Source organism: Actinomyces gaoshouyii (genome assembly GCF_002076915.1).
GTDB lineage: Bacteria > Actinomycetota > Actinomycetes > Actinomycetales > Actinomycetaceae > Actinomyces > Actinomyces gaoshouyii.
Window position 1 is genome coordinate 905969 of record NZ_CP020468.1, and the last position, 23717, is coordinate 929685.

Here is a 23717-nt window from a genome sequence, read left to right on the forward strand (position 1 = left end):
GGATGACTGGGATTGCTGGGATGCGGCCCATGCGCATCGTCGAGGTCAGTGGGAGCGCCGCCGGGGGAGTGCGTGCCCACCTCGGCCAGTGCTCCCGGGCCCTCAGCGGCGCCGACCACGAGGTGATCGTCGCCGCGCCGATGGAGGTCCTGGAGGGCCTCGATACCGGGGACGCCCGCCGAGCCGTCCTCGAGATCGGGCCCCGGCCCGCGCTCGCCGACCACTTGGCGGTGCGCCGCCTGGCGGCCATTGCTCGGGGCGCCGACGTCGTCCACGCCCACGGCCTGCGCGCGGGCTCGGTGGCTGCCCTCGCCCTCGGTCGGCGCCGGAGCGGGCGGGCGCGCCTGGTCGTCACTCTTCACAACCTCCCCGTCGGCGGGCGCCTCACCCGGCTCGTGGGGGATCGCCTCGAATCGCTCGTGGCCAGGCGGGCCGATGCCGTGCTCGGCGTCAGCCCCGACCTCGTCGGACGGGCCCGCGCCCGCGGGGCGGCCAGTGCCCTGCTCGCCATCATCCCCGCGCCTGAGGAGGCTGTGGGAGACGCTGACAGGAACCCTGGGGCAGGGCACCGAGGCGCGGCCGAGGCGGGAGCGGGCGGCGGCCCCATCATCCTGACTGTGGCCCGCCTGGCCCCTCAGAAGGGCCTCGACCTCCTACTCGATGCCGCCTCGATCCTCGCCCGGCGGGCTGAGGGGGATGGCGCGCCGCTCACCTGGCTCGTCGCGGGGGAGGGGCCCGAACGCCCGGCTCTGCAGACCCGCATCGACGCTGAGCGCCTGCCCGTGACCCTGCTCGGGCGGCGCGAGGATGCCCTTGCGCTCATGTCCTCTGCCGACGCCGTCGTCCAGACCAGCCTGTGGGAGGGACAGCCGTTGACCATCCAGGAGGCGCTGAGGGCGGGCGCCGCCATTATCGCCACCGATGTGGGGGGCACGGGCGTCACGGCGCGCGGGGGCGCCATCCTGGTGGCGCCCGAGGCCCGCGCCATCGCCGACGCCATCGGCCGACTCCTGGATGACCCCGCCGCTCGGCGGGAGTGGAGGGGCCGGGCGCGCGCCGCCGCGGCCGGGCTGCCCACCTCAGCGGACCTGCTCGCGCAGTTGAGCGCCGTCCTGGCCCCGGGCGCCTAGACCCAGGGCGCGGGATCGCCGGTCCCGTTCTCGGCGTCGCGGGCCTGCGCCAGGAGTTCCAGGATGCGGGCGTGCGCCGTCGGTGTCGCCGCGAGCACTGATCCGGCGCGGCGCGCGTCCAGGGCGGAGCCGTCCACCCGGGTGACGAGCGCGCCCGTCTCCTGGGCGAGGAGGACCGCCGCCGCCATGTCCCAGGGCTTGAGGCCGCCGTGCAGGAAGGCCACTGCCCCGCCCCTGGCCACCTCGGCGATCTCCAGGGCGGCCGAGCCGTAGGCGCGAGCCGCCAGCGCGGCGCTCACAACGCCGTCGGCCCCGGGCACGCCTCTGAGCGAGTTGAACGGGACGATCGCCGCGCCCCGCTCCAGCGCCAGGTCCGGTGCCATGGGAATCGGCTCATCGTCACGGCCATCGCCGGCCGCCCGGAGCGGGCCCACCCGAGCCCCCCGCCCCGCGATCGCCGTCATGAGGCGGCCTGCCACGGGATCGGCGAGGGCCGCGATCACCGGGGCGCCGCCGTCGACCAGGGCGAGCGAGACCGCCCAGTCGCGGTGCGTGGCCACGTAGTTCGTCGTGCCGTCGATCGGGTCGACCACCCAGGCCGGGCCCGTGCGCTCCTCGAAGCCCTCGACGCGGTGCTCCTCCTCGCCATGCAGGGGGATGGCGGTAGGCGCGAGGCACTCGGCGATGATCCGCTCCGCGCCGCGATCCACTTGGGTGACCAGGTCCTTGTCATGCTGCTTGGTCTCGACCCGCAGCTCAGCGCCCGGATCGAGGGCGAAGGCGGCCGCGGCGAGGACCGCCTCGCGGGCCGTGCCCAGCAGAAGGTCCAGATCCAGTCCCCTGGTGCTCATCGCTCCTCCTCGTCCCTCCTCGTGCGCATCCGCGGTCCCGATCCTATCCCCAGCGAGACCGGTCTCGATCCTGATAACGACCGGTCTCGCTCGTGGGCGGGGCGGGGGCACAATGGGGGAGCTGACCGTAGTCCCGATGGAGGCTCAGATGACCCGCCAGAACAACGCCGCATGCGGCCCCGCCGACGAGCGCGACACCCGGGAGGTGCTGAGCGCCCAGCGCGTATGGACCGGCCCCATCTGCGCCGTCGACGATGAGATGATCCGCCTGTCCCCGGGCGCCCCCGAGCCCATCCGCCGCCAGACCATCGCCCACCACGACGCCGTCAGCATCATCGCTCTGCGGGAGGGCGAGGAGTCCTCCCAACCCGACGGCGCGGCCGAGATCCTCATGGTCCGCCAGTACCGCCACCCCGTGCGGGCCGCTCTGTGGGAGATCCCCGCCGGCCTGCTCGACCTCCCCGAGGAGGACCCGGTCATCGCCGCCGCCCGCGAGCTCGCCGAGGAGACCGACCACGCCGCTGAGCGCTGGGAGACACTCATCGACTTCTACGCCTCGCCCGGATTCACCACCGAGGGCGTGCGCTGCTTCCTCGCCCGGGGCCTGTTCCCGATCCCCGTCGAGGAGCGCACCGAGCGCGAGGCCGAGGAGGCCGAGTTCGAGCCCACCTGGTTCCGCTTCGACGAGGTGCTCGACGCCGTCATGGGCGGGCGGCTCCACAACCCCTCCACTGTCGCGGGGGTCCTCGCGGCCGAGTGCGCCCGGAAGCGCGGCTACGAGGGACTGCGCCCCGCTGATGCCCCCTGGATGCGCAGCCCCGAGAGCATGTGACGCGCGTAGGACCTCAGGCCCTCGCGCGGCAAGGGATGAAGACTCCTGGTTCAGGTGGCCGGGCGTGCGCCATGCCACGTGGCGCCACGGCGTCATCAAGTTGCGCTGTTCCAATTTAGGCACAAGGATGATGCTTAAAATGGGTGCCAGGCCGACGGCGCCCCCGGGCGCTCCGGTGGCGCCCGCGCGCATTGCGAGGGACGGGAGAGGGGGAAGTGTGAGTCCTATAAGTCCGATGAGCCCGAATCCGACCGGCCCGGGCGCTCCCGCAGATGACGAGTCCACCCGCGTCAAGGTCCTCGATCTCATCATTGAGAAGGGGCCCGTCTCCGCCGCCCAGCTCGCCGCCATTCTCCACCTCACGCCCGCAGCCGTGCGCCGCCACATCACAGCCCTGGAGGACAACGGCCAGATCGCCGTCCACACCCCCACGGGTGTGGGCAAGCGCGGCCGCGGGCGCCCCGCGCGCCACTACGTCGCCACGGCGTCGGCGCGCTCGAATCTCGGCGAGGGCTACTCCGACCTCGCCGCCCGGGCCCTCAGCTACCTGTCGCAGGTCGCGGGGGACAAGGCCGTCGGCTCCTTCGCCGCCTCCCGCGGCCGGGACCTCGAGCGCCGCTACATGCGCATCGTCGAGGCCGCGGGCAAGGACCCGGCCGACCGCGCCATGGCCCTGGCCGATGCCCTCTCCGCGGACGGGTACGCCGCCACCATCCGCGACGTCGGCGACGGCACCTTCGCCGTCCAGCTCTGCCAGGGCCACTGCCCGGTGCGCGATGTCGCCGGGCAGTTCCACGAGCTGTGCGATGCCGAGACCCAGGCCTTCTCCCGCCTGCTCGGCGTGCCCGTCCAGCGCCTGGCCACCCTGGCCGGGGGAGACCACGTGTGCACCACGCACGTGCCCATCGTCATGCCCGCTCTGCGCAAGCGCGCCGCGCGGGCCATTGCTCACACGCGGGGCAGCCGGCCCCAGCGAACGGAAGGAACCCGATGACGTCAACCATGACCGAGCCAGCCACGCGCAGCGACGACGAGATCATCGACTCGATCCCGGCGTCCTACGACTTCGGCTGGCACGACTCCGACGAGGCCGGCGCCAACGCCAAGCGCGGTCTCGACGAGCAAGTGGTCCGGGAGATCTCCGCGATCAAGGGCGAGCCCGAGTGGATGCTCGCCAAGCGCCTCAAGGCCTACGAGACCTTCGAGCGCAAGCCCATGCCCACCTGGGGCGTGGACCTGTCCCAGCTCGACATGGACGCCGTGAAGTACTACGTGCGCTCCACGGATCGGCCCGCCAACTCCTGGGACGACCTGCCCGAGGACATCAGGAACACCTACGATCGCATCGGCATCCCCGAGGCCGAGCGCGAGCGGCTCGTCGCCGGCGTCGCCGCCCAGTACGAGTCCGAGGTCGTCTACCACCAGATCCGCGGCGACCTGGAGGAGCAAGGCGTCATCTTCGTCGACACCGACACCGCCGTGCGCGAGTACCCCGAGCTCGTTCGCGAGTACTTCGGCACCGTCGTGCCCGCCGGCGACAACAAGTTCGCCGCCCTCAACACGGCCGTGTGGTCCGGGGGGTCCTTCATCTACGTTCCCAAGGGCGTGCGCGTGGAGATCCCGCTCCAGGCCTACTTCCGCATCAACACCGAGAACATGGGCCAGTTCGAGCGCACGCTCATCATCGCCGACGAGGACTCCTACGTCCATTACGTCGAGGGCTGCACCGCCCCGATCTACTCCACCGACTCCCTGCACTCGGCGATCGTGGAGATCGTGGTGAAGAAGAACGCCCGCGTGCGCTACACGACCATCCAGAACTGGTCCAACAACGTCTACAACCTCGTCACCCAGCGCGCCACCTGCGCCGAGGGCGCCACCATGGAATGGGTCGACGGCAACATCGGCTCCAAGCGCAACATGAAGTACCCGGCCGTCTTCCTCATGGGCCCCCACGCCCGCGGCGAGGCCCTGTCCATCGCCTTCGCCGGCGAGGGCCAGCACCAGGACACCGGCGCCAAGATGGTCCACATGGCGCCGCACACCTCGAGCCACATCGTCTCGAAGTCCATCGCCCGCCACGGCGGCCGCTCCGCCTACCGGGGCCTGGTGCAGATCATGAAGAACGCGCGCCACTCCAAGTCCAACGTGCTGTGCGACGCCCTGCTGGTCGACGAGATCTCCCGCTCCGACACCTACCCGTACGTGGACGTGCGCACCGACGACGTCGAGATGGGCCACGAGGCGACCGTCTCCAAGGTCAGCGCGGACCAGCTCTTCTACCTCATGCAGCGCGGGCTGACCGAGACCGAGGCGATGGCCACCATCGTGCGCGGCTTCGTCGAGCCCATCGCCCGCGAGCTGCCCATGGAGTACGCCCTCGAGCTCAACCGCCTCATCGAGCTCCAGATGGAGAACTCGGTCGGCTGACGGTTCCGCCGCACCGAGCCCATCACCCACCCCGATCAGGAGCACGACATGACCGACTTGCGCACCGACCACTCGCGCGCCACCACCCAGGGCGCCCACAGCCACGGCGGCGCCCCTCTGCCCCGCTACGTGGCCTCCCGGGCCGACCGCCCCACCTCCTTCGACCCGGCGGACATCCCCGTGCCCCGAGGCCGCGAGGAGGAGTGGCGCTTCACCCCGATCAAGCGCTTCGCCCCCCTGTTCGATCTCGACGCGGTCGCCTCCGGGACCCGAGCCGGGGTCGTGGCCACCGGCGTCGACGCCCCCGATGGCGTCGTCGTCGAGGGGCTCGGCCGGGACGACGCGCGCCTCGGCGGTGTCGGCGAGCCCGTGGATCGCACCGGCGTCGTCGCCTGGGCGGCCTTCTCCACCGCCACCGCCATCACTCTGACGGCGGGCGCCCGCCTCGAGCGCGCCGCGCGAGTGGCGATACGGGGCGATGACGCCGAGCTGGCCAGCCCCAGCGCCCAGCACCTGCTCATCACCGCCGAGCCCGGCTCCACCGGCACCGTCATCCTCGACCACACCGGCACCGCCGCCCTGACCCAGACGGTGGAGATCGTTGTCGCCGACGGCGCGGACCTCACCGTCGTCTCGGTCCAGGGATGGGATGACGCCGCCGTCCACGCCTCCAATCACCGTGCGCGCGTCGAGGGGCGCGGCGCGCTCAAGCACGTCGTCGTCTCGCTGGGCGGGGACACGCGCATCGCCCCCGACCTCGGTTTCAGCGGCGAGGGCGGGCGCATCGACGCCTACGGCGTCTACTTCACCGACGCCGGCCAGCACCAGGAGCACCGCCCCTACGTGGCCCACACCGAGCCGCACTGCTACTCCCGCGTCACCTACAAGGGCGCCCTCCAGGGCGACGGCGCCCACGCCGTGTGGGTGGGGGACTGCCTCATCGGGGCCGGGGCGCACGGCACCGACACCTACGAGCTCAACCGCAACCTCGTGCTCACCCCGGGCGCCAAGGCCGATTCCATCCCCAACCTGGAGATCGAGAACGGCAATATCGAGGGCGCGGGCCATGCCTCGGCCACTGGCCGCTTCGACGACATCCAGCTGTTCTACCTGCGAGCCCGCGGCATCTCCGAGCACGAGGCGCGCCGGCTCGTGGTACTGGGCTTCTTCAACGAGATCGTCTCCGAGATCGGCGTGCCCGAGGTTGAGGAGCGCCTCATGACCGCCATCGAGCACGAGCTCGAGCTCACCGGCCTCATCTCGGCGGGCCCCGGCGCCCCAGCCGACGAGCGGCCGTGAGCGCCCGTCCCCGAACAACCCCGCGCAAGCCGCACGTCCACCAGGCATCAGAAGGCAGCAGAACAAACTCATGAGCACCCTCGAGATCACCAACCTCCACGTCCAGGTCTCCACCAACGACGGCCCCAAGCCCATTCTCAAGGGCGTCGACCTGGCCATCGCCTCCGACGAGATCCACGCGATCATGGGTCCCAACGGCTCGGGCAAGTCCACCCTGGCCTACTCCATCGCGGGCCATCCCGACTACGAGGTCACCGATGGCCAGGTCCTCCTCGACGGCGAGGACCTGCTGTCCCTGAGCGTGGACGAGCGCGCCCGCGCGGGCCTCTTCCTGGCCATGCAGTACCCCGTGGAGGTCCCGGGCGTGTCCGTGGCCAACTTCCTGCGCACCGCCAAGACCGCGATCGACGGCCAGGCCCCCAAGGTGCGCCAGTGGGTCGGCGAGGTCGGCTCCGCCATGGAGCGCCTGCGCATGGACCCCTCCTTCAACCAGCGCGACGTCAACGCCGGCTTCTCCGGGGGTGAGAAGAAGCGCTTCGAGATCCTCCAGATGGAGCTGTTGAGGCCGCGATTCGCCGTCCTGGACGAGACCGACTCCGGCCTCGACGTCGACGCGCTGCGCATCGTCTCCGAGGGCGTCAACCGCCTGCACGACTCCTCCGACGCCGGATTCCTCCTCATCACGCACTACACGCGGATCCTGCGCTACATCAAGCCCGACTTCGTCCACGTGTTCGTCGACGGCCGCGTGGCCGAGCAGGGCGGCCCCGACCTGGCCGACCGGCTCGAGGAAGAGGGCTACGACCGCTACCTCAAGTGAGCCGACTGTGAGCGCCCCCACACCGACCGAGTCCCCCGCCGCCGAGCCGCTGAGTGCGGTGGAGGTGGCCCGCGCCCGCAAGGACTTCCCCTACCTGGAGCGCCTCGCGCGCAATGGGCGCGAGCTCGCCTACCTCGACTGGGCCGCGACAGCGCAGAAGCCGCGGTGCGTGCTGGATGCCGAGTCCGTGTTCTACAGGATGAGCAACGGCGCGGCCGGGCGCTCCACCTACCAGCTCGCCGATGAGGCCACCGCCTCCCTGGAAGACGCCCGCGAGGCGATCGCCGCCTTCGTGGGCGCCCGGGCCGGCCAGCTCGTCTTCACGAAGAACGCCACTGAGGCGATCAACCTCGTGGCCCTGGCCATTGGGCATGCCAGTCTCGCCCGCCCCGCCGCCGGGGGGCCCGGCGCGGCCCCTGAGACCGACCCCGCGCGCCGGCTCGCCCTCGGCCCTGAGGACGAGATCGTCGTCACCCGGGCCGAGCACCACGCCAACCTCGTGCCCTGGCAGGAGCTCGCCGCCCGCACCGGCGCCGCCCTGCGCTGGCTCGATCTCGACGACGCCGGCCGCATCGACCTGGCCACCCTCGACGTCATCACCGGACGCACGCGGGTCCTCGCCCTCGGCCATGCCTCCAATGTCACCGGCGCCATAGCGCCCCTGGACCCCATCCTCGCCGCCGCCCGGGCCGCTGGCCGTGCCGGGGGCCGTGAGCCGGTCGTCGTGCTCGACACCTGCCAGACCGCGCCGCATATGCCCCTCGACTTCGCCGCGCTGGCCGCGGCCGGCGTCGACGCGATGGCGCTGTCCAGCCACAAGATGTGCGGTCCCACCGGCGTGGGCGCGCTCGTGGCCACCGAGGAGCTCCTCGACGCGATGCCACCCGTCCTCACCGGCGGCTCCATGATCGAGGTCGTCACCATGGAGTCCTCCACCTACATGCCGCCTCCGGCGCGCTTCGAGGCCGGCAGCCAGCCCCTCGCCCAGGCTGCGGGCTGGCGCGCCGCCATCGACTACCTCGGGATCCTGGGCATGGACCGCCTGCGCGCCCGTGAGGCCGAGCTCACCGCCCATGCGCTGGACGGCATGAGGCGCGTTCCCGGCCTGCGGATCATCGGGCCCGACGACGACGCCGACCGCTTCGGCGTCATCGCCTTCACCATCGAGGGGGTCCATCCGCACGACGTGGGCCAGGTGCTCGATGCCGCCGGTGTCGCTGTGCGCACCGGCCACCACTGCGCCCAGCCGATCCACGCGCATTTCGGTATTCACGCCTCCTCGCGCCTGTCCTTCGGCCCGACGACCACCATTGAGGAGATCGATCGCTTCCTCGAGGCCGTGGCCGGTGTCCAGTCCTATTTTCTGAGGTGATGGCTATGAATGAACTCGACCAGCTCTACCAGCAGGTCATCCTCGACCACTCCCGCGAGCGGCACGGCGAGGGCCTGCCCGCCGATCCCTCCGCCTTCAGTCACCAGGTGAACCCCACCTGCGGGGACGAGGTGGACCTGGGGCTGAGAGTCGAGGATGGGCGCCTGGTGTCCGTGGGCTGGAAGGGCGAGGGCTGCTCGATCTCCCAGGCCTCGATCTCGATCATGCACGACCTCATCGATGGCGCTGACCTGACGACGGTCGCCAGGCTCTCCCAGGGCTTTGATGAGCTCATGCACTCGCGCGGGCGGGGCGTCGACGGCGCGATCCTCGATGATCTGGAGGACGCCGCCGCCCTGGAGGGCGTCTCGAAGTACCCCAATCGCGTCAAATGCGCGCTCCTGGGCTGGATGGCCCTCAAGGATGCGCTCGCTCAGGCGGGGATCGCCCTGCCCGCCGTCGAGGACCGACTCGCGGCGCCGAGCGGGCCGTGCGAAGAATGCGCCCCGCGCTGACCACCCGACCCCGGATACCTCCCAGGAATGATCATGACCGACCACCCGACCACTGCCGAGTCCACCACCGCTCACCCGATGGCCGCCCAGCACTCGCCCGCCCCCATCCCGTCCGGCGTGGACGTCGCCGCCATCGAGGAGGCGCTGCGCGACGTCATCGATCCCGAGCTCGGGATCAACGTCGTGGACCTGGGCCTCCTCTACGGCGTCTCCTTCGACCCTGACGGGACGGTTGTTCTCGATATGACTCTGACGACCGCGGCCTGCCCGCTCACCGATGTCATCGAGGAGCAGGCCCAGCAGACCCTCGCCCTCATCGCCGACAAGGTGCGCATCCAGTGGGTGTGGCTGCCGCCGTGGGGCCCGGACAAGATCACCCCCGAGGGCCGCGAGCAGCTGCGCGCCCTCGGCTTCAACGTCTGATCCGTAGCCTCGAGACCGGTCGAAAATAGCATCGAGACCGGTTCACTCGGGCACGGCGGTCGTTGATTCACCGGGGCGGTGGTTCCCATCGCGCCCCAGGCCCTGGCGCTCTCGACCCGGCCGCCGACGAGCGTTCCGCTGCTTGCAGCCTCCATGAGGAAACTGCGGATGGCGGCGCTGCGGGCGCGCGACCTCTGCTCCCAAGCCGGCCCGCGCCGGACCAGGACCGATCCCGGGGCCGTCTTAGGGCCGGCGCAGTATCGCGCCTGGCTACGGTAGCCGCGGGTCGGGCGCCCCGATGACCGCCTCGCGCAGGACACGCGCATGCGTCCGCGCGTGGTCATAACCCGCGAAGAGCATCGTCAGCCTTCCCGCAGCGCCAACGCGCGCAGATGCGCCACGGCGCCCCGAGCGGCCGTCTCGTCGGTCAGCTCGGCCCGGTATGCCTCCACGAACTCCGGCCACGGCAGGCCCCCGGAGTGGAAGGCCCGGCGCAGCCCGGTCGACGGCGCCGACTGCTCCTCGGGCGGGTCACCGTCCATGTACCGGGGAGAGGGCGACGCGGATGGTGGCGTCCACCGCTTTCATCGTTATCGCGGAGAAGCCGCTGGGCAACCTCGTGCGCCAGGACTTCGGCCCCTACCTCGTGGCGACGGGAGCGACCTTCGGCGTGATGCTGAGCCGCGTCATCAAGCACTGGGAGCGCTGAGCGCGGTCAGGGCGGCTCGGCCCCGCCGCCCGGGATCCGCCACCTTGCCCTGAGGGCACTCAGAGCTGGGAGGCGTCGACGGCGAAGGTGTTGCAGGCGCTGAGGTCGCCCTGCTCCAGGCCCGTCTTGAACCAGCGCACACGGGACTCGGAGGAGCCGTGCGTCCAGGAGTCCGAGTCGACGCCGGCCCCGGAGCGCTGCTGGATGTGGTCGTCGCCCACGGCGGAGGCGGCGTCGAGGGCGGTCTGGATCTCCTCGTCGCCGGGCTTGTTGAGGAAGGGCTTGCCGGTCTCGGGGTCGATGGTCGTGGAGGCGTAGTGGACCCAGGTGCCGGCGTAGCAGTCCGCCTGGAGCTCGGTGCGCACGGAGTCGGAGTCGGCGCCGGTGCCGGAGCGGTCGGTCTTGCTCATCGTGCCCTGGAGGTTCTGGATGTGGTGACCGAACTCGTGGGCGACGATGTACTCCTCGGCCAGGGGCGTGTCATTGGCGCCGAGCTGGGACTCCATGTCGGAGAAGAAGGACATGTCGAGGTAGACGGTGGAGTCGCCGGGGCAGTAGAAGGGGCCGACGGCGCTGCTGGCGGACCCGCAGGCGGTGGAGACCTGGTTGCCGTTCCACAGGACGAAGTCGGGCTTGGCGTAGGCGCGCCCATCCTGGGCGGGCAACTGCTCGCCCCATACCGCGTCCAGGGACTCGGCGGTGGCCACCATGCGGCACTGCGTATACGTGTTGGCGGCCTCGCCAGTGGTGCACATCGAGGTGTCGATCGATGATGAGCCCGTCTGGGCGGCGCCCCCGCCGCCGTCCTGGCTCACCAGGCCGGTCAGGTCCACGCCGGTGAGCTGGGAGAGCAGCATGACGGCGATGACCGCGACCACGGATCCGCCGCCGATGGCGGCGCCGCGGCGCCCCGTCGATCGTGTCGAGACCCGATCGGGGTCGAGCTCGATGCCAGAGTTGAAGGACACGGTTCCTCCGATGCGGTGCGGGAGCCGGACGACTGGTCCTCCGGCGCGGGACGGCACCAAGAGTACCGGTAGAGCCCGGGTAGGCTGGCCACGTGCTCTACGACCTGCTGTACAAGACCGTGCTGACGCGAATCGATCCTGAGGTCATCCACGACATCTGCATGGATGCGATCGAGGTCACCGGGCGCGTTCCCATCGTGCGGGACGTCGTGCGCCAGATGTGGGGGCGCCGCCCGAGCCTGCCCGTGCCCAGCGCCTCCCAGGGCGGCCCCTTCGCCCGCCCGGTTCCCGGGATCCTGGGCCTGGCCGCGGGCATGGACAAGGAGGGCAGGGCCGTCGAGGGCCTGGACATGCTTGGTTTCGGCTTCGTCGAGGTCGGCACGTTCACCGCCCGCGCCCAGCCCGGCAACGACAAGCCCCGCATGTGGCGCTACCCCGAGATGCGCGCGATCCGCAACCGCATGGGATTCAACAACGACGGCGCCGATGAGGCCGCCCGCCGCCTGCGCGCCCTGCGCTCGACGCCGCGGGGTCGCTCGATCGTCGTGGGCGCCAATATCGGCAAGACCAAGGCCACTGAGCTCGAGGACGCGGTCGAGGACTACCGCTACTCGGCCTCCCGGGTGGCCCGCTGGGCCGACTACCTCGTCGTCAACGTCTCCAGCCCCAACACCCCCGGCCTGCGCAGCCTGCAGAGCGTGGAGTCCCTCAGGCCGATCCTCATCGCCGTGCGCGAGGCCGGGGACGCCGCCGCGCGCAGGCGCGTGCCGCTCCTGGTCAAGATCGCCCCGGACCTGGCCGACGAGGACATCGACGCCGTCGCCGACCTCATCCGCGAACTGGAGCTCGACGGCGTGGTGGCCACCAACACCACCATTGCCCATGACCTGGGCGAGGGGGGCCTGTCCGGCTCGCCGCTGCTGCCCCGGGCCCTGGAGGTGGTGCGCCGTCTGCGCGCGCGACTGGGGGAGGGGCCCACGATCATCGGCGTCGGCGGCATCTCCTCGATCATGGACGCCGAACTCATGCTCGAGGCAGGTGCCGACCTCCTCCAGGCCTACTCGGCCTTCATCTACAACGGCCCGGCCTGGCCCGGCCGCATCAACCGCGCCCTGGCCGTCTCCCACGCCCGCCGCCCCGTGCGCTGAGGCGTCTTCTCCCACCGGAGGGGAGCGGGGGCGGCGCACGGGACTTGTTGGCCCGATCAGGCCGGGCGCGGATTGGGGGAGACGGTGCGGGTCCGGGCCGGATCGCGCATGATGACGTCGCCGAGCGCTGCGTCGATCGCCTTCATGATCGACTCATCCAGGACGACTCCGGAGGCCCTCACCGTGTCCCTCAGCTGCTCGGGGCACGAGGCTCCCACGATGGCCGCCGAGATGGCGGGGTTCTGCAGGACCCAGGCGATGGCGAGCTGGGGCATGGTCAGGCCCGCCTCCTCGGCCACGCCTCGCAGTGCCTGGACAGCGGTGAGGACCTCGGGGCGCATCCACCTCGAGATCATGTCCTTGCCACCCCTGCCATCCGTGGCGCGCGAGCCCGCGGGCGGCTCGGCGCCCGGCAGGTACTTGCCGGACAGGACTCCCTGAGCCATGGGGGAGAAGACGATCTGCCCGAGCCCCAGCTCGGTGGAGGCGGGGATGACCTCGCCCTCGATGACCCGCCACAGCGCGGAGTACTGGGGCTGGTTGGACACCAGGCGGAAGCCCATCTGAGAGGCCAGCCCCTGGCCAGCGCGGATCTGCTCGGCCGTCCACTCCGAGACCCCGATGTAGAGGGCCTTGCCCGCGCGGACCACGTCCGCGAAGGCCTGCATCGTCTCCTCCAGCGGGGTCTCGTAGTCGTAGCGGTGCGCCTGGTAGAGGTCGACGTAGTCCACCCCGAGGCGCCTCAGCGAGCCGTTGATGCCCTCCATGATGTGCTTGCGGGACAGCCCCACGTCATTGGGGCCCTTCGGGCCGATGGGCCAGTAGACCTTCGTGAAGATCTCCAGGGACTCCCGGCGCTGCCCGGACAGGGCGCGCCCGAGGACCTCCTCGGCGGCGGTGTTGGCGTAGACGTCGGCGGTGTCGAAGCTCGTGATCCCCAGGTCCAGCGCGGTATGAACGCAGTCGATCGCAGTGTCGGCCTCGACCTGCGAGCCGTGGGTGAGCCAGTTGCCGTAGGCGATCTCGGTGATCTTCAGTCCAGATGAGCCCAAGTGGCGGTAGGTGACCATGCGTCGACACTAGCCCGGGGGCGCGCCGCGGCGGAAGGACTCTTGCGCCGATGGCGAACTGAGCCGGCGCGTCATCACTCCGGGTACTGGCGGCGGGACACCTGCGGCCTGGGCTGGCGCATGCGGCGCATGGAGACGCAGCGGGACATGACGTACCAGAAGATCCGGCCCTGGGACGACCAGGCCTCGCGGCCGAACTTGGTGTCGAGGCGGCGGCGCAGGATGAGCCAGCAGGCGATGACGTCGAGAATCATGATGAACGTCAGCGCGTACAGGCCGAGCATCAGCCACAGCATGAGCTGCTGCATCGACTGCCCGAAAAGGCTCAGGATGACAACGGCGAAGGCCACGGGGATGAAGAACTCGCCTATGGAAAAGCGGGCGTCGACGTAGTCGCGGACGTAGCGCTTGACCGGTCCCTTGTCCCGTGAGGGGAGGTAGCGCTCATCCCCTGTCTCCATCGCCAGGCGCTGGCGCTGCCACGCCTCGTCCCTTCTCGCCCGGGCCTCGCGCTTGGCGGCCTTCCGGTCCGTGGGCACCACCGGGTGCAGGCGCCTGGCCTGGGCATCCCTGCGCTTGGGGGTGGGGCGGCCCTTGCGCCCGGCCTTGGACGGCGTCGTCTCGGGCTCGGGAGCGGGAGCCTCGTCCTTCTTGAAGAGCTTCACCGGCTCAGGGTAACGGCTCATCCGCGATACCCTGCAAACCATGATCGCAGTCGACTCGATCCGCGCCGCGGTGCGCGATGCTTTCCCCACTATCGTCTCCGACCTGACTGATCTCGTGGCCATCCCCTCGGTCTCGGCGGCCAGCCACGACCAGGCCCAGGTGCTCCGCTCCGCCGAGCACGTGGCCTCCCTCCTGCGCGATGCCGGGCTGGAGGCCGAGGTGACCAGCGTGGACTGCCCCGACGGCACGCCCGGACGCCCCGCGGTCCTCGCCCACGCCGATGGCCCCGCCGGCTCCCCGCGCGTGCTCATCTACTCCCACCACGACGTCCAGCCCGTCGGCGACCCCTCCGCCTGGCAGCAGGCCGACCCCTTCGTCGCCGAGCGGAGGGGGGAGCGCCTCTTCGGGCGAGGGACCTCCGACGACGGTGCGGGCGTCGTCACGCACCCCCACGCCCTGCGGATCCTGCGCGAGCTCGGCGGCGGGCAGCTGCCCTGCTCCGTCACCGTGTACATCGAGGGCGAGGAGGAGGTCGGCTCGCCGTCCTTCGAGGCCTTCCTCGCCGCCCACCGCGACCGGCTCGACGCCGATGTCATCATCGTGGCCGACTCCTCGAACTGGAGGGTCGGGGTCCCGGCGCTCACCACCTCGCTGCGAGGCGTCGTCCAGGTCGATGCCCGCATCGACGTGCTCGACCACGCCCTGCACTCGGGCCAGTACGGCGGTCCCGTCCTCGACGCCGTGACCACCATGTGCCGACTCGTGGCCACGCTCCACGACGACGCGGGCGACGTCGCCGTCCCCGGCCTGGTCAGTGAGTCGGCCGCCGCCCCCGACTTCCCCGAGTACACCGAGGAGGACTTCCGCGCCGACGCCGGCGTGCTGCCCGGCGTCGAGCTCATCGGCACCGGGGACCTCACCGCTCGACTGTGGACCAAGCCGACCATCACCGTCATCGGCATGGACGTCACGCCCCTGGAGCGCTCCGGCAACGTGCTCGCCCCCTCGTGCACCGGTCGGATCTCCATGCGCATCGCCCCCGGGCAGGACCCCGACTCGGCGATCGAGGCGCTCACCTCCCACCTGGCGTCCCACGTGCCCTTCGGCGCTCGCCTGACCGTCACCGGGCGCGAGGCCGGCCCCGCGTTCCACGGCTCCTCGGACACCCCCGCCGGCCGCGCCGCCCATTGGGCCCTGACCACCGGATTCGGAGTTGAGGCCGTCGACATCGGCCAGGGCGGCTCCATCCCCTTCATCGCCACTCTCCAGTCCACGTTCCCGGGCGCTCAGGTCCTGGTCACCGGCGTCGAGGACCCGGACACCCGCGCGCACAGCGAGGACGAGTCGATGCACCTGGGGGACCTGGAGCGCATCGTCGTCTCCGAGGCCCTCCTCCTGGCGCGCCTGGGCGGTGCCATCGAGGCATGAGGGTCCTCCTCGCCCCGGGGCCGATGAGCCCCGAGCCCGGCGGCGCACCCATCACCGAGCTCGGACTGGGCGCCCGCGACGTCGCCGAGGCCCTGGCCCGCGGATGGTCACGCGCCCGCCCGGACGATGCCCTCGCGCTCCTGCCGATCCCCGACGGCGGCCCCGGGCTCACCACCGTGATCCGGCCGAGCGCCGTCGAGAGCCGGACCATCCTCCAAGCCCCGGGACCTCTGGGAGGCACGAGGCAGGCTGATCTCCTCCGTCTCGCTCCCGCGGGCGGCGCGGGCACGGGACCCGCCGCCCCGAGCACCACATGGATCCTCGACGCCGCGAGCATCGCCCCCGTCCCCGCCGATCGCCATGAGGCGGGCCGCGAGGCGGAGCACGGCAGCACACGGGGCTTCGGCGAGGCCCTGCGCCAGGCTCTGGAGCGCGCCCACCAGGGCGACGTGCTCATCGTCGGGCTCGCGCGCACCGCCGCGCACGACGGCGGCGCCGGGTTGCTCGACGCCCTCGGCGGGCCCGAGCGGGCCCGTAGCCGGATGTCCGGGCGCAGCATCATTCTCGCCCTTGCCGACACCCTGCCCCTGGGCGGCATGAGCGGGGCGGGGGAGGGGCTGACCGCCCTCACCGGCATCGCCCCGACTGTGGCGCAGGACCTCGACCGCCGGGCCTGCTCCCATGCCTCGGCGCTCATCTCCGCTCTCGCCAGCGATCATCCCGCCCCCAGGTTGCTGCTCGACCCGACTGCGGGTGGAGGGGCGAGTCCCGGGGGCAGCCATGATGGGCGGCTGCGCCCCTCGGCCTGGGGAACGGGCGCCGGGGGAGGGGCCGCAATGATCCTGCGGGCGCTCGGGGCCCGGGCCCTGCCGGGCGCCCGCGTGGCGGCGGGACTCCTGGGCCTCGGGGCCGCCGCGGAGGAGGCCGACCTGCTCGTCACGGCCGTCGGGGAGGCCTACGGCATCCTGGCCGATTCGGTGGCCGAGGCGGTCGGCGCGGCGGCCTCGCGCCTCGCCCTGCCCGCCATTCTCGTGGCGGGACTCTCGGCCGTTCCCCGCGGTGAGCTCGCTGGGGTGGGCATCGTCTCCCAGTACGCGCTCGCCCCAGCGGGGGCGAGCGGTGAGCGGTGGTTCGACGGTGGCGCCCCCGGGATTGCCCGGGGCCTGGAGGGCATGGGGGAGCGCCTGGCGCGCACGTGGTCCCGCTGAGCCCCGGAGCGCGGGGAGGCGCCGTCGCCTCAGCGCAGCACGGCGATCCCAGGGGCCATGGCGGTCGAGCCCCGCACAATGAGGTCGGGGATGAAGGTCATCTCCGCGTCCACGGGCTTCTCACCGTTGATGGCGGCCAGTAACGTGGACACGGCCGCGCGGCAGATGGCCTCCACCGGCTGGCGGACCGTTGTCAGCGGCGGATGCGTCATCGCCAGGAGGGGGGAGTCGTCGTAGCCGATGACGGAGATGTCCGTGGGGACCTCGCGGCCGGTGGACTGGATCCCCTTGATCGCGCCCAGCGCCATCATGTCCGACCCGCAGATGATGCCGGTGCATCCCTGCTCCGCCAGGGCGGTTCCCGCCGTCGCCCCGCCCTCATAGGTGTACAGGCTTTCCGCGATCCGAAGGTCCTCGCCCGGGCAGCAGGCCCGCATGGCGTCCTCGTAGCCGGCGCGCTTGCGCACGGCGGGGACCATGCGCGCGGGACCGGTGGCGAATCCGATCTTCCGGTGCCCGAGATTGGCCAGGTGCTCCACAGCCATCCTCGCGGCGGCACGATCATCGGTGGTGAACCCGGGCGCCTTGATCATGGGCGCGTTGCCGTTGAGCGTCACCAGGGGCACGCCCCGGGATCGCAGCCTCTGGTACCGGGTGACACTGCCCGTTGTGTCGGCGTGCCGCCCGGAGACGAACACGATGCCGGACACGCCCCGCTCCACGAGCATCTCGATGTACTCGTCCTCGCTGACCCCGCCGGGTGTCTGGGTGCACAGCACCGGGGTGTGCCCGCTGGGGGTGAGCAGCTGCTCGATCTCCTGGGCGAAGCGCGGGAAGATCGGGTTGCTGAGCTCGGGGACGATGAGGCCGACGAGGCCGCGGGAACGGTTGTCCACCGACTCGGGGCGCTCGTAGCCCAGCACGTCGAGCGCAGCGAGCACCTGCCGCCGGGTCTCGTCGGCCACGTTCGACTTGCCGTTGAGGACGCGGGAGACGGTCGCCGTCGAGACACCGGCCTGCTCGGCGATGTCCGTCAGCGTGATGCGCTGCGCCACTGCTACCCCTTCGCGGATGGGTGATCGGCCTGAGCCGATGCTTGGTTTCTGGGATGACTCTACGTCCCGTTGGCCCGGGGATGCTCACGATTCGGCGCCGCCCGCCGAGATGAGGACCGCCCGTGGAACCGGCGGGCGGGGGAGCTGGGGAGGATGACGGACCCGCTCGCCATGCCGTGGGGCGGAAGTCGTGGACTAGGGCGGCGGGCTGGCTCAGGCGACGGTGTCCGCCACGCACCACACCGTGGTCGTGGGGGGCACGATGAGGCGACCATCAGTATGTGCGAGCTCATGCGAGGCGAGCAGCACCTCGGCGTGCTCCGGGAGGCCGATCGAGGTGCTGGTGGTGTTGGTCAGGACGAGCATGTCCCGGACCAGGATCGACAGGGCGTCATCCGGGCACCACTCCATCCCGGAGACGAAGGCCATGGGGGCGTGGGGGAGCTGCCTCTCCCGCCGCAGATGGGAGGCGTGGCGGACGGTTGCCACCGGGGAGCCGAGCAGATCGCCCTGCTCGTCGGCAAGACGAGTGACCTCCTGGAGGAGCGACATCGGGCTGTCGTCCTTGTCATCGTCGAGGATGCCGACCTCGTCCCCCTGGCGGAGGTACACCGCTCCCGGCAGTGCCAGCATGAGCGTCTGGAGCGCGGTTCCACGGCGCAGGCGCGTGGCGCGGTCCGTGACGAACCAGCGGCGGTCGTCACTCGGTTCGAGATCAGGGTGATAGCGGTACGGGGGCATGACGCGCCAGGCGGGCGGGGCGCCGAAGCGCTCGTACTCCTCCAGCGAGGCCTTCAGATGCCGGGCGATTGAGTCGGCGTCCCAGCGCGTGAGGAAGAGCCTGTCATTGCGCAGATGGTGGAACCAGTCCTTCTGCAGGTGGTGGCGCAGGCTGTCCCCGTACTCCGCGGTCACGTCCGCGCCGAGGATGCCATCAGGGGTTGAGGAGCTCACGAGCATGAGCAGTTCCGCGCAGGTCCGGCTCAGTAGGTCGAGATCGGTCTCCTGACTGACCTCCGGTGGGAGGATCGCGCCCAGATCGATGCCGTCGACGCCGGCGTCGATGAAGCCCTCCGCTCGCTCGATGAGCCCGGGGCCCAGGGCCTCATGACCGGCTGTCAGCGGGTTGTCGTCATGCGCGTGCCGACCGGTGACCGGCCCCAGGGCTCCCGAGAGCCTGGCGATGACCCGCAGACCCCTGAGATGGGCGGCCTCGGAGAAGCGGCGGAGGTCCTCCAATCCGGGGTCCTTCAGCCCGAGGAGGCTGGGGCGCACGAGGATGCCGTCGGAGCCGAGCGACTGGGCATGGTCCAGCAGGCCGACGGCCCTGTCATGATCGACCTGGCCGACCACCGGGGCGTTGATCTCGTAGATCTGGGCGCCTCTCCACCAATCGCGATCACCGCTCTGGGGACGATGGACCAGGGTTGTCGTCGTCATGACAGCCGGCTTCCTTCCGCCGAGCGCGAGCGCGGCATCGACCCGGCAGCGCGCCAAGGATAGAATTAGATCGTAAGGAGAGGGCCCGTCGGGGATCGGGATGCCTCGGGTGCACCGACCATACCAATGCCGAGCCCTTGGCGCAGGTCGTCCCGATCTCTCCTGGCAGGAGTCTTGTCACATGCTCATCGGCGCGCTGCCCGCCGCGGGCACACCGCGCCCCGACTGGCTCGAACCCCGCACCGGGGGTGCGCTACCTTGGGTGGATGACCCCGCCAGCACGCAGCGATGACAGCGGCCCCCTGCTACCGGCCCCCGCCGGCGCAGTGGGCTACAGCCATGAGGATGCCGAGCGCTTCTGGCCGGAGCGGGCGAAGAACCCCCAGCGCACCCCCTTCGAGCGCGACCGCGCCCGCGTGCTGCACTCCTCCGCCCTGCGCCGCCTGGGAGCCAAGACGCAGGTGCTCGGCCCCGCCTCGGATGATTTCGTGCGCACCCGTCTCACCCACTCCCTGGAGGTCGCGCAGGTGGGCCGGGCGCTCGGGCAGGAGCTCGGCTGCGATCCCGACGTCGTCGACGCCGCTTGCCTCTCCCATGATCTGGGCCACCCGCCGTACGGGCACAACGGGGAGAGGGCCCTCGACGAGGTGGCCCGCTCCATCGGCGGTTTCGAGGGCAACGCCCAGACCTTCCGCATCCTGACCCGCCTGGAGCCCAAAACCGTCGATGCCACCGGGCGCGGCCTGGGGGTCAACCTCACCCGCGCCAGTCTCGACGCCGTCGCCAAGTACCCCTGGGCCAGGGGGGAGGGGCCTGGTGGGCCGGAGGGGAAGAGCGCTCGGAAGTACTCCGTCTACGACACCGACCGGGAGGTCTTCGAGTGGATGCGCGCGGGCGCCCCGGCCGGGCGGCGCTGTATCGAGGCGCAGATCATGGACCTGGCCGACGACATCGGCTACTCGGTTCATGACGTCGAGGACGCCGTGGCGCTGGGGCGCATGGACCCGGGGTCCCTCGACCGCCCCGGTGAGATCGACGGCATCATTGGTGCCACACGGGCCTGGTATGGCCCCGCCTTCAGTGCCGATGAGCTCGGTGCCGCCTGGGAGCGCTTGGCCGGGGCCCCGTACTGGATCGACTCCTACGACCATGGCATCGCCGACGCCGCGGCCCTCAAGAACCTCACGAGCCAGCTCATCGGCCGCTTCGTCGGCGCCGTGGCCGCGGCCACCAGGCAGGTGGCCGGCGATGGCCCGCTGACCCGCTACGCCGCGGATCTCGTCATCCCCGCCTCCACGGCCGCCGAGATCCTCGTCCTCAAGGGCGCCGCCGTCCGCTACGTCATGGCCCCCCGGGAGCACGAGCGCGTCTACCTCATCCAGCGCACCGAGATCTTCGACCTGGCCGATGCCCTCCTGGAGTCGGGGGACAAGCACCTCGACCCGATCTTCGCCGGACTCTGGCGGGCCGCGGACGACGACGCCGGGCGCGCCCGGGCGGTCATCGACCAAATCGCCTCGCTGACCGACACCTCCGCCCGCGCCTGGCATGCCCGCATCTGCGGGCTGCTCTCCGAGATCCCCGATGGGCTGTGAGCGCGAGGAGCGCGCGGCCCGGGATCCGCCGCGCCTCCATCCCCGCCCCCGCGCGCCCGGTCCGTTGCCGTCAAGGCCCGGACGTAGGATGACGCCATGGCGGGACTGATCAAGCGCGAGGACATCGACGCGGTGCGCGAGCGCGCCCGGATCGATGAGGTCGTCGCCGAACACGTCACCCTCAAACCCGCCGGTGTCGGCTCGCTCAAGGGCCTGTGCCCCTTCCACGACGAGCGCACCCCCTCCTTCCACGTCCGCCCCCAGGTGGGCATGTACCACTGCTTCGGCTGCGGCGAGGGTGGGGATGTCATCTCCTTCGTCCAGAAGATCAACCATCTGCCCTTCACCGAGGCCGTCGAGTACCTCGCGGGGAGGGTCGGCGTCCAACTGCGCTACGAGGAGGGCGGCGGACAGGTGCGCCGGGGCGTCGAGCCCGGCACCCGGCAGCGCCTCCTGGACGCCAACCGTCTCGCCGAGGCCTGGTTCGTCGAGCAGCTCGCCAGCCCCGCCGCCCAGCACGGTCGGGACTTCCTCACCTCGCGGGGCTTCGACCGCCTCGCCGCCGAGCGCTTCGGCGTCGGCTACGCCCCCGCCGGTTGGGACAACCTCGCTCGCCGCCTGCGCGACGCCGGGTACACCGAGGCCGAGCTCGTGGAATCCGGCCTGTGCTCCCAAGGGGGGCAGGACGGCCGCCGCGTCTACGACCGCTTTCGCGACCGCCTCATCTGGCCCATCCGCGACGTCACCGGTGCGACGCTCGGCTTCGGGGCCCGTCGCCTGTCCGACGAGGACAAGGGCCCCAAGTACCTCAACACCCCGGAGACGGCCATCTACCACAAGGCCCAGGTCCTCTACGGCCTCGACCTCGCCAAGCGGGACATCGCCCGCGAGCGCTCGATCGTCGTCGTCGAGGGGTACACGGACGTCATGGCCGCCCACCTGTCCGGCGTGCCCACCGCCGTGGCCACCTGCGGCACCGCCTTCGGCAGTGAGCACGTGCGGATCGTGCGCCGCCTGCTGGGGGATATCGCCGATCCCTCCGCGGGCGTCATCTCCGGCAACCGGGTGCGTGGCGGTGAGATCATCTTCACCTTCGACGGTGACGCCGCGGGTCAGAAGGCTGCCATGCGAGCCTATGCGGAGGACCAGCACTTCGCCGCCCAGACCTTCGTCGCCGTCGACCCCCACGGCTACGATCCCTGCGACCTGCGCATGGCAGAGGGCGACGAGGCCATTCAGCGCCTGCTGTCCCGGCGCATCCCCCTGTTCGAGTTCGTCATCCGCACCTCCCTGGGCAGCGTCAACCTGGACACCGCCGAGGGGCGTGTGACCGGGCTGCGGGCCGCGGCGCCCGTGGTCGCCGGGATCCGCGACCGGGCCCTGCGCCGCGAGTACACGCGGCGCCTAGCCGGCTGGGTCGGCATGCCCGACGATGAGGCCCGCGCCGCCGTGCGCGCCTACGAGGGCCGCGCCCGGCGCATCGAGGATCCGCCCCCAGAGGACGGCGGGCAGCCGGCCACGGCGGCGCGCCCGGGACTTCCCACGGCGGATGACCCCGTGGTCGCTCTGGAGCGCCAGGCCCTGGAGGTCATCCTGCAGATGCCGCTCGTCGCCGAGCGGGCGGGCGCCGACGACATCACCCCGGCCTCCTTCACCCTCCCCATCCACCGCGCAGTTTTCGAGGCCGTGCAGGCCGCGGGCGGCACCATCGCAGTGCCGGGTCTCGTCGAGAGCGCCAGCGTCGCCGGCATGGAGCCGCGCGAGGCCCAGTCCCGTGCGATCCGCCACTGGATCGACCTCGTGCGCGGCGGGGCCATCGCCTCTGTCGACTCCGCCATCACCGAGCTCGTTGTCGCCCCACTGCCGCTGCCCGCGCCGCGCGGCAAATCACCTGAGCTCGACGCCGAGGCGGTGCGCCGCTACGCCGAGGGGGTGCTCGCCGCCCAGGTGCGGCTCGATATCAATCGCCGCCTGGCCGAGCTACGTGCTCGGCACCGGCGCATGAGCCCCGAGGACGAGGGCTACCGGGATCTCTTCGAGGCGATCACCGGCCTGGAGCGCCGCCGCCTGCGGATCGGGCAGCGCGCATGAGCTCAGCGCGCTGGCCCCGATCCCATGGGCGCGATGAGGAGGAGCGGCGGCGCCGGCGGCGCTGGCGCCGCAGGGGACTCACGCCCGCCAGCCTGCCCGCTCCCTGCCGGGCCAATCTGCCGGCGGGCAGGCTCCTGGGGGCCGTGCCGATCGATGAGTCGGGGGAGTCCTGGGCCGTCGCCATGGCAAGCGGGCTGGTCATCGTGTCGACCGACGCCCTGGCCGCCGACCACCCCTGGGAGCGAATCGACAAGGGCTCCTGGGACGCCGAGGCCCGTGCCTTCACCCTCACGCTCTCCGACGCCCCCGAGCGGTGCCTATCCCTCACGGTCCCCGCCCGGATCCAGCAGGGGGGCGCGGCCCGCCCCGTCGCCGTCGACCGCTTCGCCCGAGCGCTGCGCCAGCGCGTGGAGGCCTCTCTCGTCCACCTCGTCACCAGGATCCTGCCCAGCGGCGCCCAGGCGAGGGTCACTATCAGACGGGGCGCGGACGGGGCCCTCTCCGCCGTCGCCTCCCCGGAGCCCGCTAGTGCGGCGACGGCGGAGGACCGCGCCGAGCTCGAGGCTCTTCTACGGGAGGCCTGCGACAGTGTGGGTCTGGACACACGCTGACTTTGCCTTGCTCTGGCGCGCATTCACGGGCGCGGCGCGATTCGACGCCCCGGCTC

Annotated in this window: 23 protein-coding genes; 16 read left to right on the forward strand and 7 right to left on the reverse strand. The window is 71.6% G+C overall.

Annotated features, from left to right (window positions below; all coding sequences use genetic code 11):
• The first annotated feature begins 2 nt into the window (after positions 1 to 2).
• Positions 3 to 1130, forward strand: coding sequence for a glycosyltransferase (locus B6G06_RS03685; protein ID WP_240494097.1), 1128 nt, complete (start codon positions 3 to 5; stop codon positions 1128 to 1130).
• On the opposite strand, the gene B6G06_RS03690 is transcribed toward B6G06_RS03685, so the two are convergent.
• On the reverse strand, positions 1127 to 1981 hold the full coding sequence (locus B6G06_RS03690; RefSeq protein ID WP_081171021.1) for an inositol monophosphatase family protein: 855 nt from the start codon (positions 1979 to 1981) through the stop codon (positions 1127 to 1129). The genes B6G06_RS03685 and B6G06_RS03690 overlap by 4 nt on opposite strands.
• 148 nt (positions 1982 to 2129) lie before the next feature.
• Between B6G06_RS03690 and B6G06_RS03695 the strand changes: the two genes are divergently transcribed.
• From B6G06_RS03695 to B6G06_RS03730, 8 genes are all read left to right on the forward strand, one after another.
• The gene (locus B6G06_RS03695) at positions 2130 to 2813 is read left to right on the forward strand and encodes an NUDIX domain-containing protein (protein WP_125898884.1); all 684 of its coding nucleotides are present in this window, start codon (positions 2130 to 2132) and stop codon (positions 2811 to 2813) included.
• A gap of 235 nt (positions 2814 to 3048) precedes the next feature.
• Complete coding sequence (locus B6G06_RS03700) at positions 3049 to 3807, forward strand: helix-turn-helix transcriptional regulator (protein WP_080463292.1); 759 nt, start codon at positions 3049 to 3051, stop codon at positions 3805 to 3807.
• Positions 3804 to 5243 (forward strand): Fe-S cluster assembly protein SufB, encoded by a 1440-nt coding sequence (gene sufB, locus B6G06_RS03705; RefSeq protein WP_073453461.1) that lies wholly within the window; start codon positions 3804 to 3806, stop codon positions 5241 to 5243. The genes B6G06_RS03700 and sufB overlap by 4 nt, the downstream gene beginning before the upstream one ends.
• A 48-nt stretch (positions 5244 to 5291) precedes the next feature.
• The gene (gene sufD / locus B6G06_RS03710; protein WP_080463291.1) at positions 5292 to 6542 is read left to right on the forward strand and encodes a Fe-S cluster assembly protein SufD; all 1251 of its coding nucleotides are present in this window, start codon (positions 5292 to 5294) and stop codon (positions 6540 to 6542) included.
• Positions 6543 to 6612: 70 nt separating this feature from the next.
• Positions 6613 to 7362, forward strand: a complete 750-nt coding sequence (gene sufC / locus B6G06_RS03715) for a Fe-S cluster assembly ATPase SufC (RefSeq protein ID WP_080463290.1) — start codon at positions 6613 to 6615, stop codon at positions 7360 to 7362.
• Positions 7363 to 7369: 7 nt separating this feature from the next.
• Positions 7370 to 8734 (forward strand): aminotransferase class V-fold PLP-dependent enzyme, encoded by a 1365-nt coding sequence (locus B6G06_RS03720; RefSeq protein ID WP_081171025.1) that lies wholly within the window; start codon positions 7370 to 7372, stop codon positions 8732 to 8734.
• A 5-nt stretch (positions 8735 to 8739) separates the two neighbouring features.
• Complete coding sequence (gene sufU / locus B6G06_RS03725) at positions 8740 to 9249, forward strand: Fe-S cluster assembly sulfur transfer protein SufU (RefSeq protein ID WP_081171027.1); 510 nt, start codon at positions 8740 to 8742, stop codon at positions 9247 to 9249.
• Between the two features lie 33 nt (positions 9250 to 9282).
• Positions 9283 to 9672, forward strand: a complete 390-nt coding sequence (locus B6G06_RS03730; RefSeq protein WP_080463307.1) for a metal-sulfur cluster assembly factor — start codon at positions 9283 to 9285, stop codon at positions 9670 to 9672.
• 362 nt (positions 9673 to 10034) lie between these two features.
• Here the strand turns inward: B6G06_RS03730 and B6G06_RS03735 are convergent, their stop codons facing one another.
• Positions 10035 to 10214, reverse strand: coding sequence for a DUF488 family protein (locus tag B6G06_RS03735; protein WP_240494098.1), 180 nt, complete (start codon positions 10212 to 10214; stop codon positions 10035 to 10037).
• A gap of 23 nt (positions 10215 to 10237) precedes the next feature.
• Between B6G06_RS03735 and B6G06_RS10210 the strand changes: the two genes are divergently transcribed.
• A complete protein-coding gene (locus tag B6G06_RS10210; protein ID WP_164505189.1) occupies positions 10238 to 10381 on the forward strand; it encodes a hypothetical protein in 144 nt (47 codons plus the stop codon).
• Positions 10382 to 10440: 59 nt separating this feature from the next.
• On the opposite strand, the gene ypfJ is transcribed toward B6G06_RS10210, so the two are convergent.
• Positions 10441 to 11349 carry a KPN_02809 family neutral zinc metallopeptidase gene (gene ypfJ / locus B6G06_RS03740; protein ID WP_081171029.1) on the reverse strand — a complete coding sequence of 303 codons (909 nt, stop codon included), beginning with the start codon at positions 11347 to 11349 and terminating at the stop codon, positions 10441 to 10443.
• A 92-nt stretch (positions 11350 to 11441) separates the two neighbouring features.
• Between ypfJ and B6G06_RS03745 the strand changes: the two genes are divergently transcribed.
• On the forward strand, positions 11442 to 12497 hold the full coding sequence (locus B6G06_RS03745) for a quinone-dependent dihydroorotate dehydrogenase (protein ID WP_081171031.1): 1056 nt from the start codon (positions 11442 to 11444) through the stop codon (positions 12495 to 12497).
• 56 nt (positions 12498 to 12553) lie between these two features.
• On the opposite strand, the gene B6G06_RS03750 is transcribed toward B6G06_RS03745, so the two are convergent.
• Entirely contained in the window at positions 12554 to 13567 is a 1014-nt protein-coding gene (locus B6G06_RS03750) for an aldo/keto reductase family protein (RefSeq protein ID WP_080463285.1), read from the reverse strand.
• 74 nt (positions 13568 to 13641) lie between these two features.
• The gene (locus B6G06_RS03755) at positions 13642 to 14253 is read right to left on the reverse strand and encodes a DUF3043 domain-containing protein (RefSeq protein ID WP_080463284.1); all 612 of its coding nucleotides are present in this window, start codon (positions 14251 to 14253) and stop codon (positions 13642 to 13644) included.
• Between the two features lie 19 nt (positions 14254 to 14272).
• Between B6G06_RS03755 and B6G06_RS03760 the strand changes: the two genes are divergently transcribed.
• Positions 14273 to 15661 (forward strand): dipeptidase, encoded by a 1389-nt coding sequence (locus tag B6G06_RS03760; protein WP_081171033.1) that lies wholly within the window; start codon positions 14273 to 14275, stop codon positions 15659 to 15661.
• Positions 15658 to 16869, forward strand: coding sequence for a glycerate kinase (locus tag B6G06_RS03765; RefSeq protein ID WP_081171035.1), 1212 nt, complete (start codon positions 15658 to 15660; stop codon positions 16867 to 16869). The genes B6G06_RS03760 and B6G06_RS03765 overlap by 4 nt, the downstream gene beginning before the upstream one ends.
• Before the next feature lie 29 nt (positions 16870 to 16898).
• Here B6G06_RS03765 and B6G06_RS03770 read toward each other — a convergent pair whose 3' ends face one another.
• Positions 16899 to 17924, reverse strand: coding sequence for a LacI family DNA-binding transcriptional regulator (locus B6G06_RS03770; protein ID WP_080463281.1), 1026 nt, complete (start codon positions 17922 to 17924; stop codon positions 16899 to 16901).
• A gap of 213 nt (positions 17925 to 18137) precedes the next feature.
• Entirely contained in the window at positions 18138 to 19364 is a 1227-nt protein-coding gene (locus B6G06_RS03775; protein ID WP_164505190.1) for an alpha-amylase family protein, read from the reverse strand.
• Between the two features lie 266 nt (positions 19365 to 19630).
• Here B6G06_RS03775 and B6G06_RS03780 point away from each other — a divergent pair, with 266 nt between their 5' ends.
• The 3 genes from B6G06_RS03780 (at position 19631) to B6G06_RS03790 (ending at position 23661) form a co-directional block, all read left to right on the forward strand.
• A complete protein-coding gene (locus B6G06_RS03780) occupies positions 19631 to 20959 on the forward strand; it encodes a deoxyguanosinetriphosphate triphosphohydrolase (RefSeq protein ID WP_229657925.1) in 1329 nt (442 codons plus the stop codon).
• Between the two features lie 96 nt (positions 20960 to 21055).
• Positions 21056 to 23050, forward strand: a complete 1995-nt coding sequence (gene dnaG, locus B6G06_RS03785; protein ID WP_081171037.1) for a DNA primase — start codon at positions 21056 to 21058, stop codon at positions 23048 to 23050.
• On the forward strand, positions 23047 to 23661 hold the full coding sequence (locus B6G06_RS03790) for a hypothetical protein (RefSeq protein WP_081171039.1): 615 nt from the start codon (positions 23047 to 23049) through the stop codon (positions 23659 to 23661). The genes dnaG and B6G06_RS03790 overlap by 4 nt, the downstream gene beginning before the upstream one ends.
• The last annotated feature ends 56 nt before the right edge of the window (positions 23662 to 23717 follow it).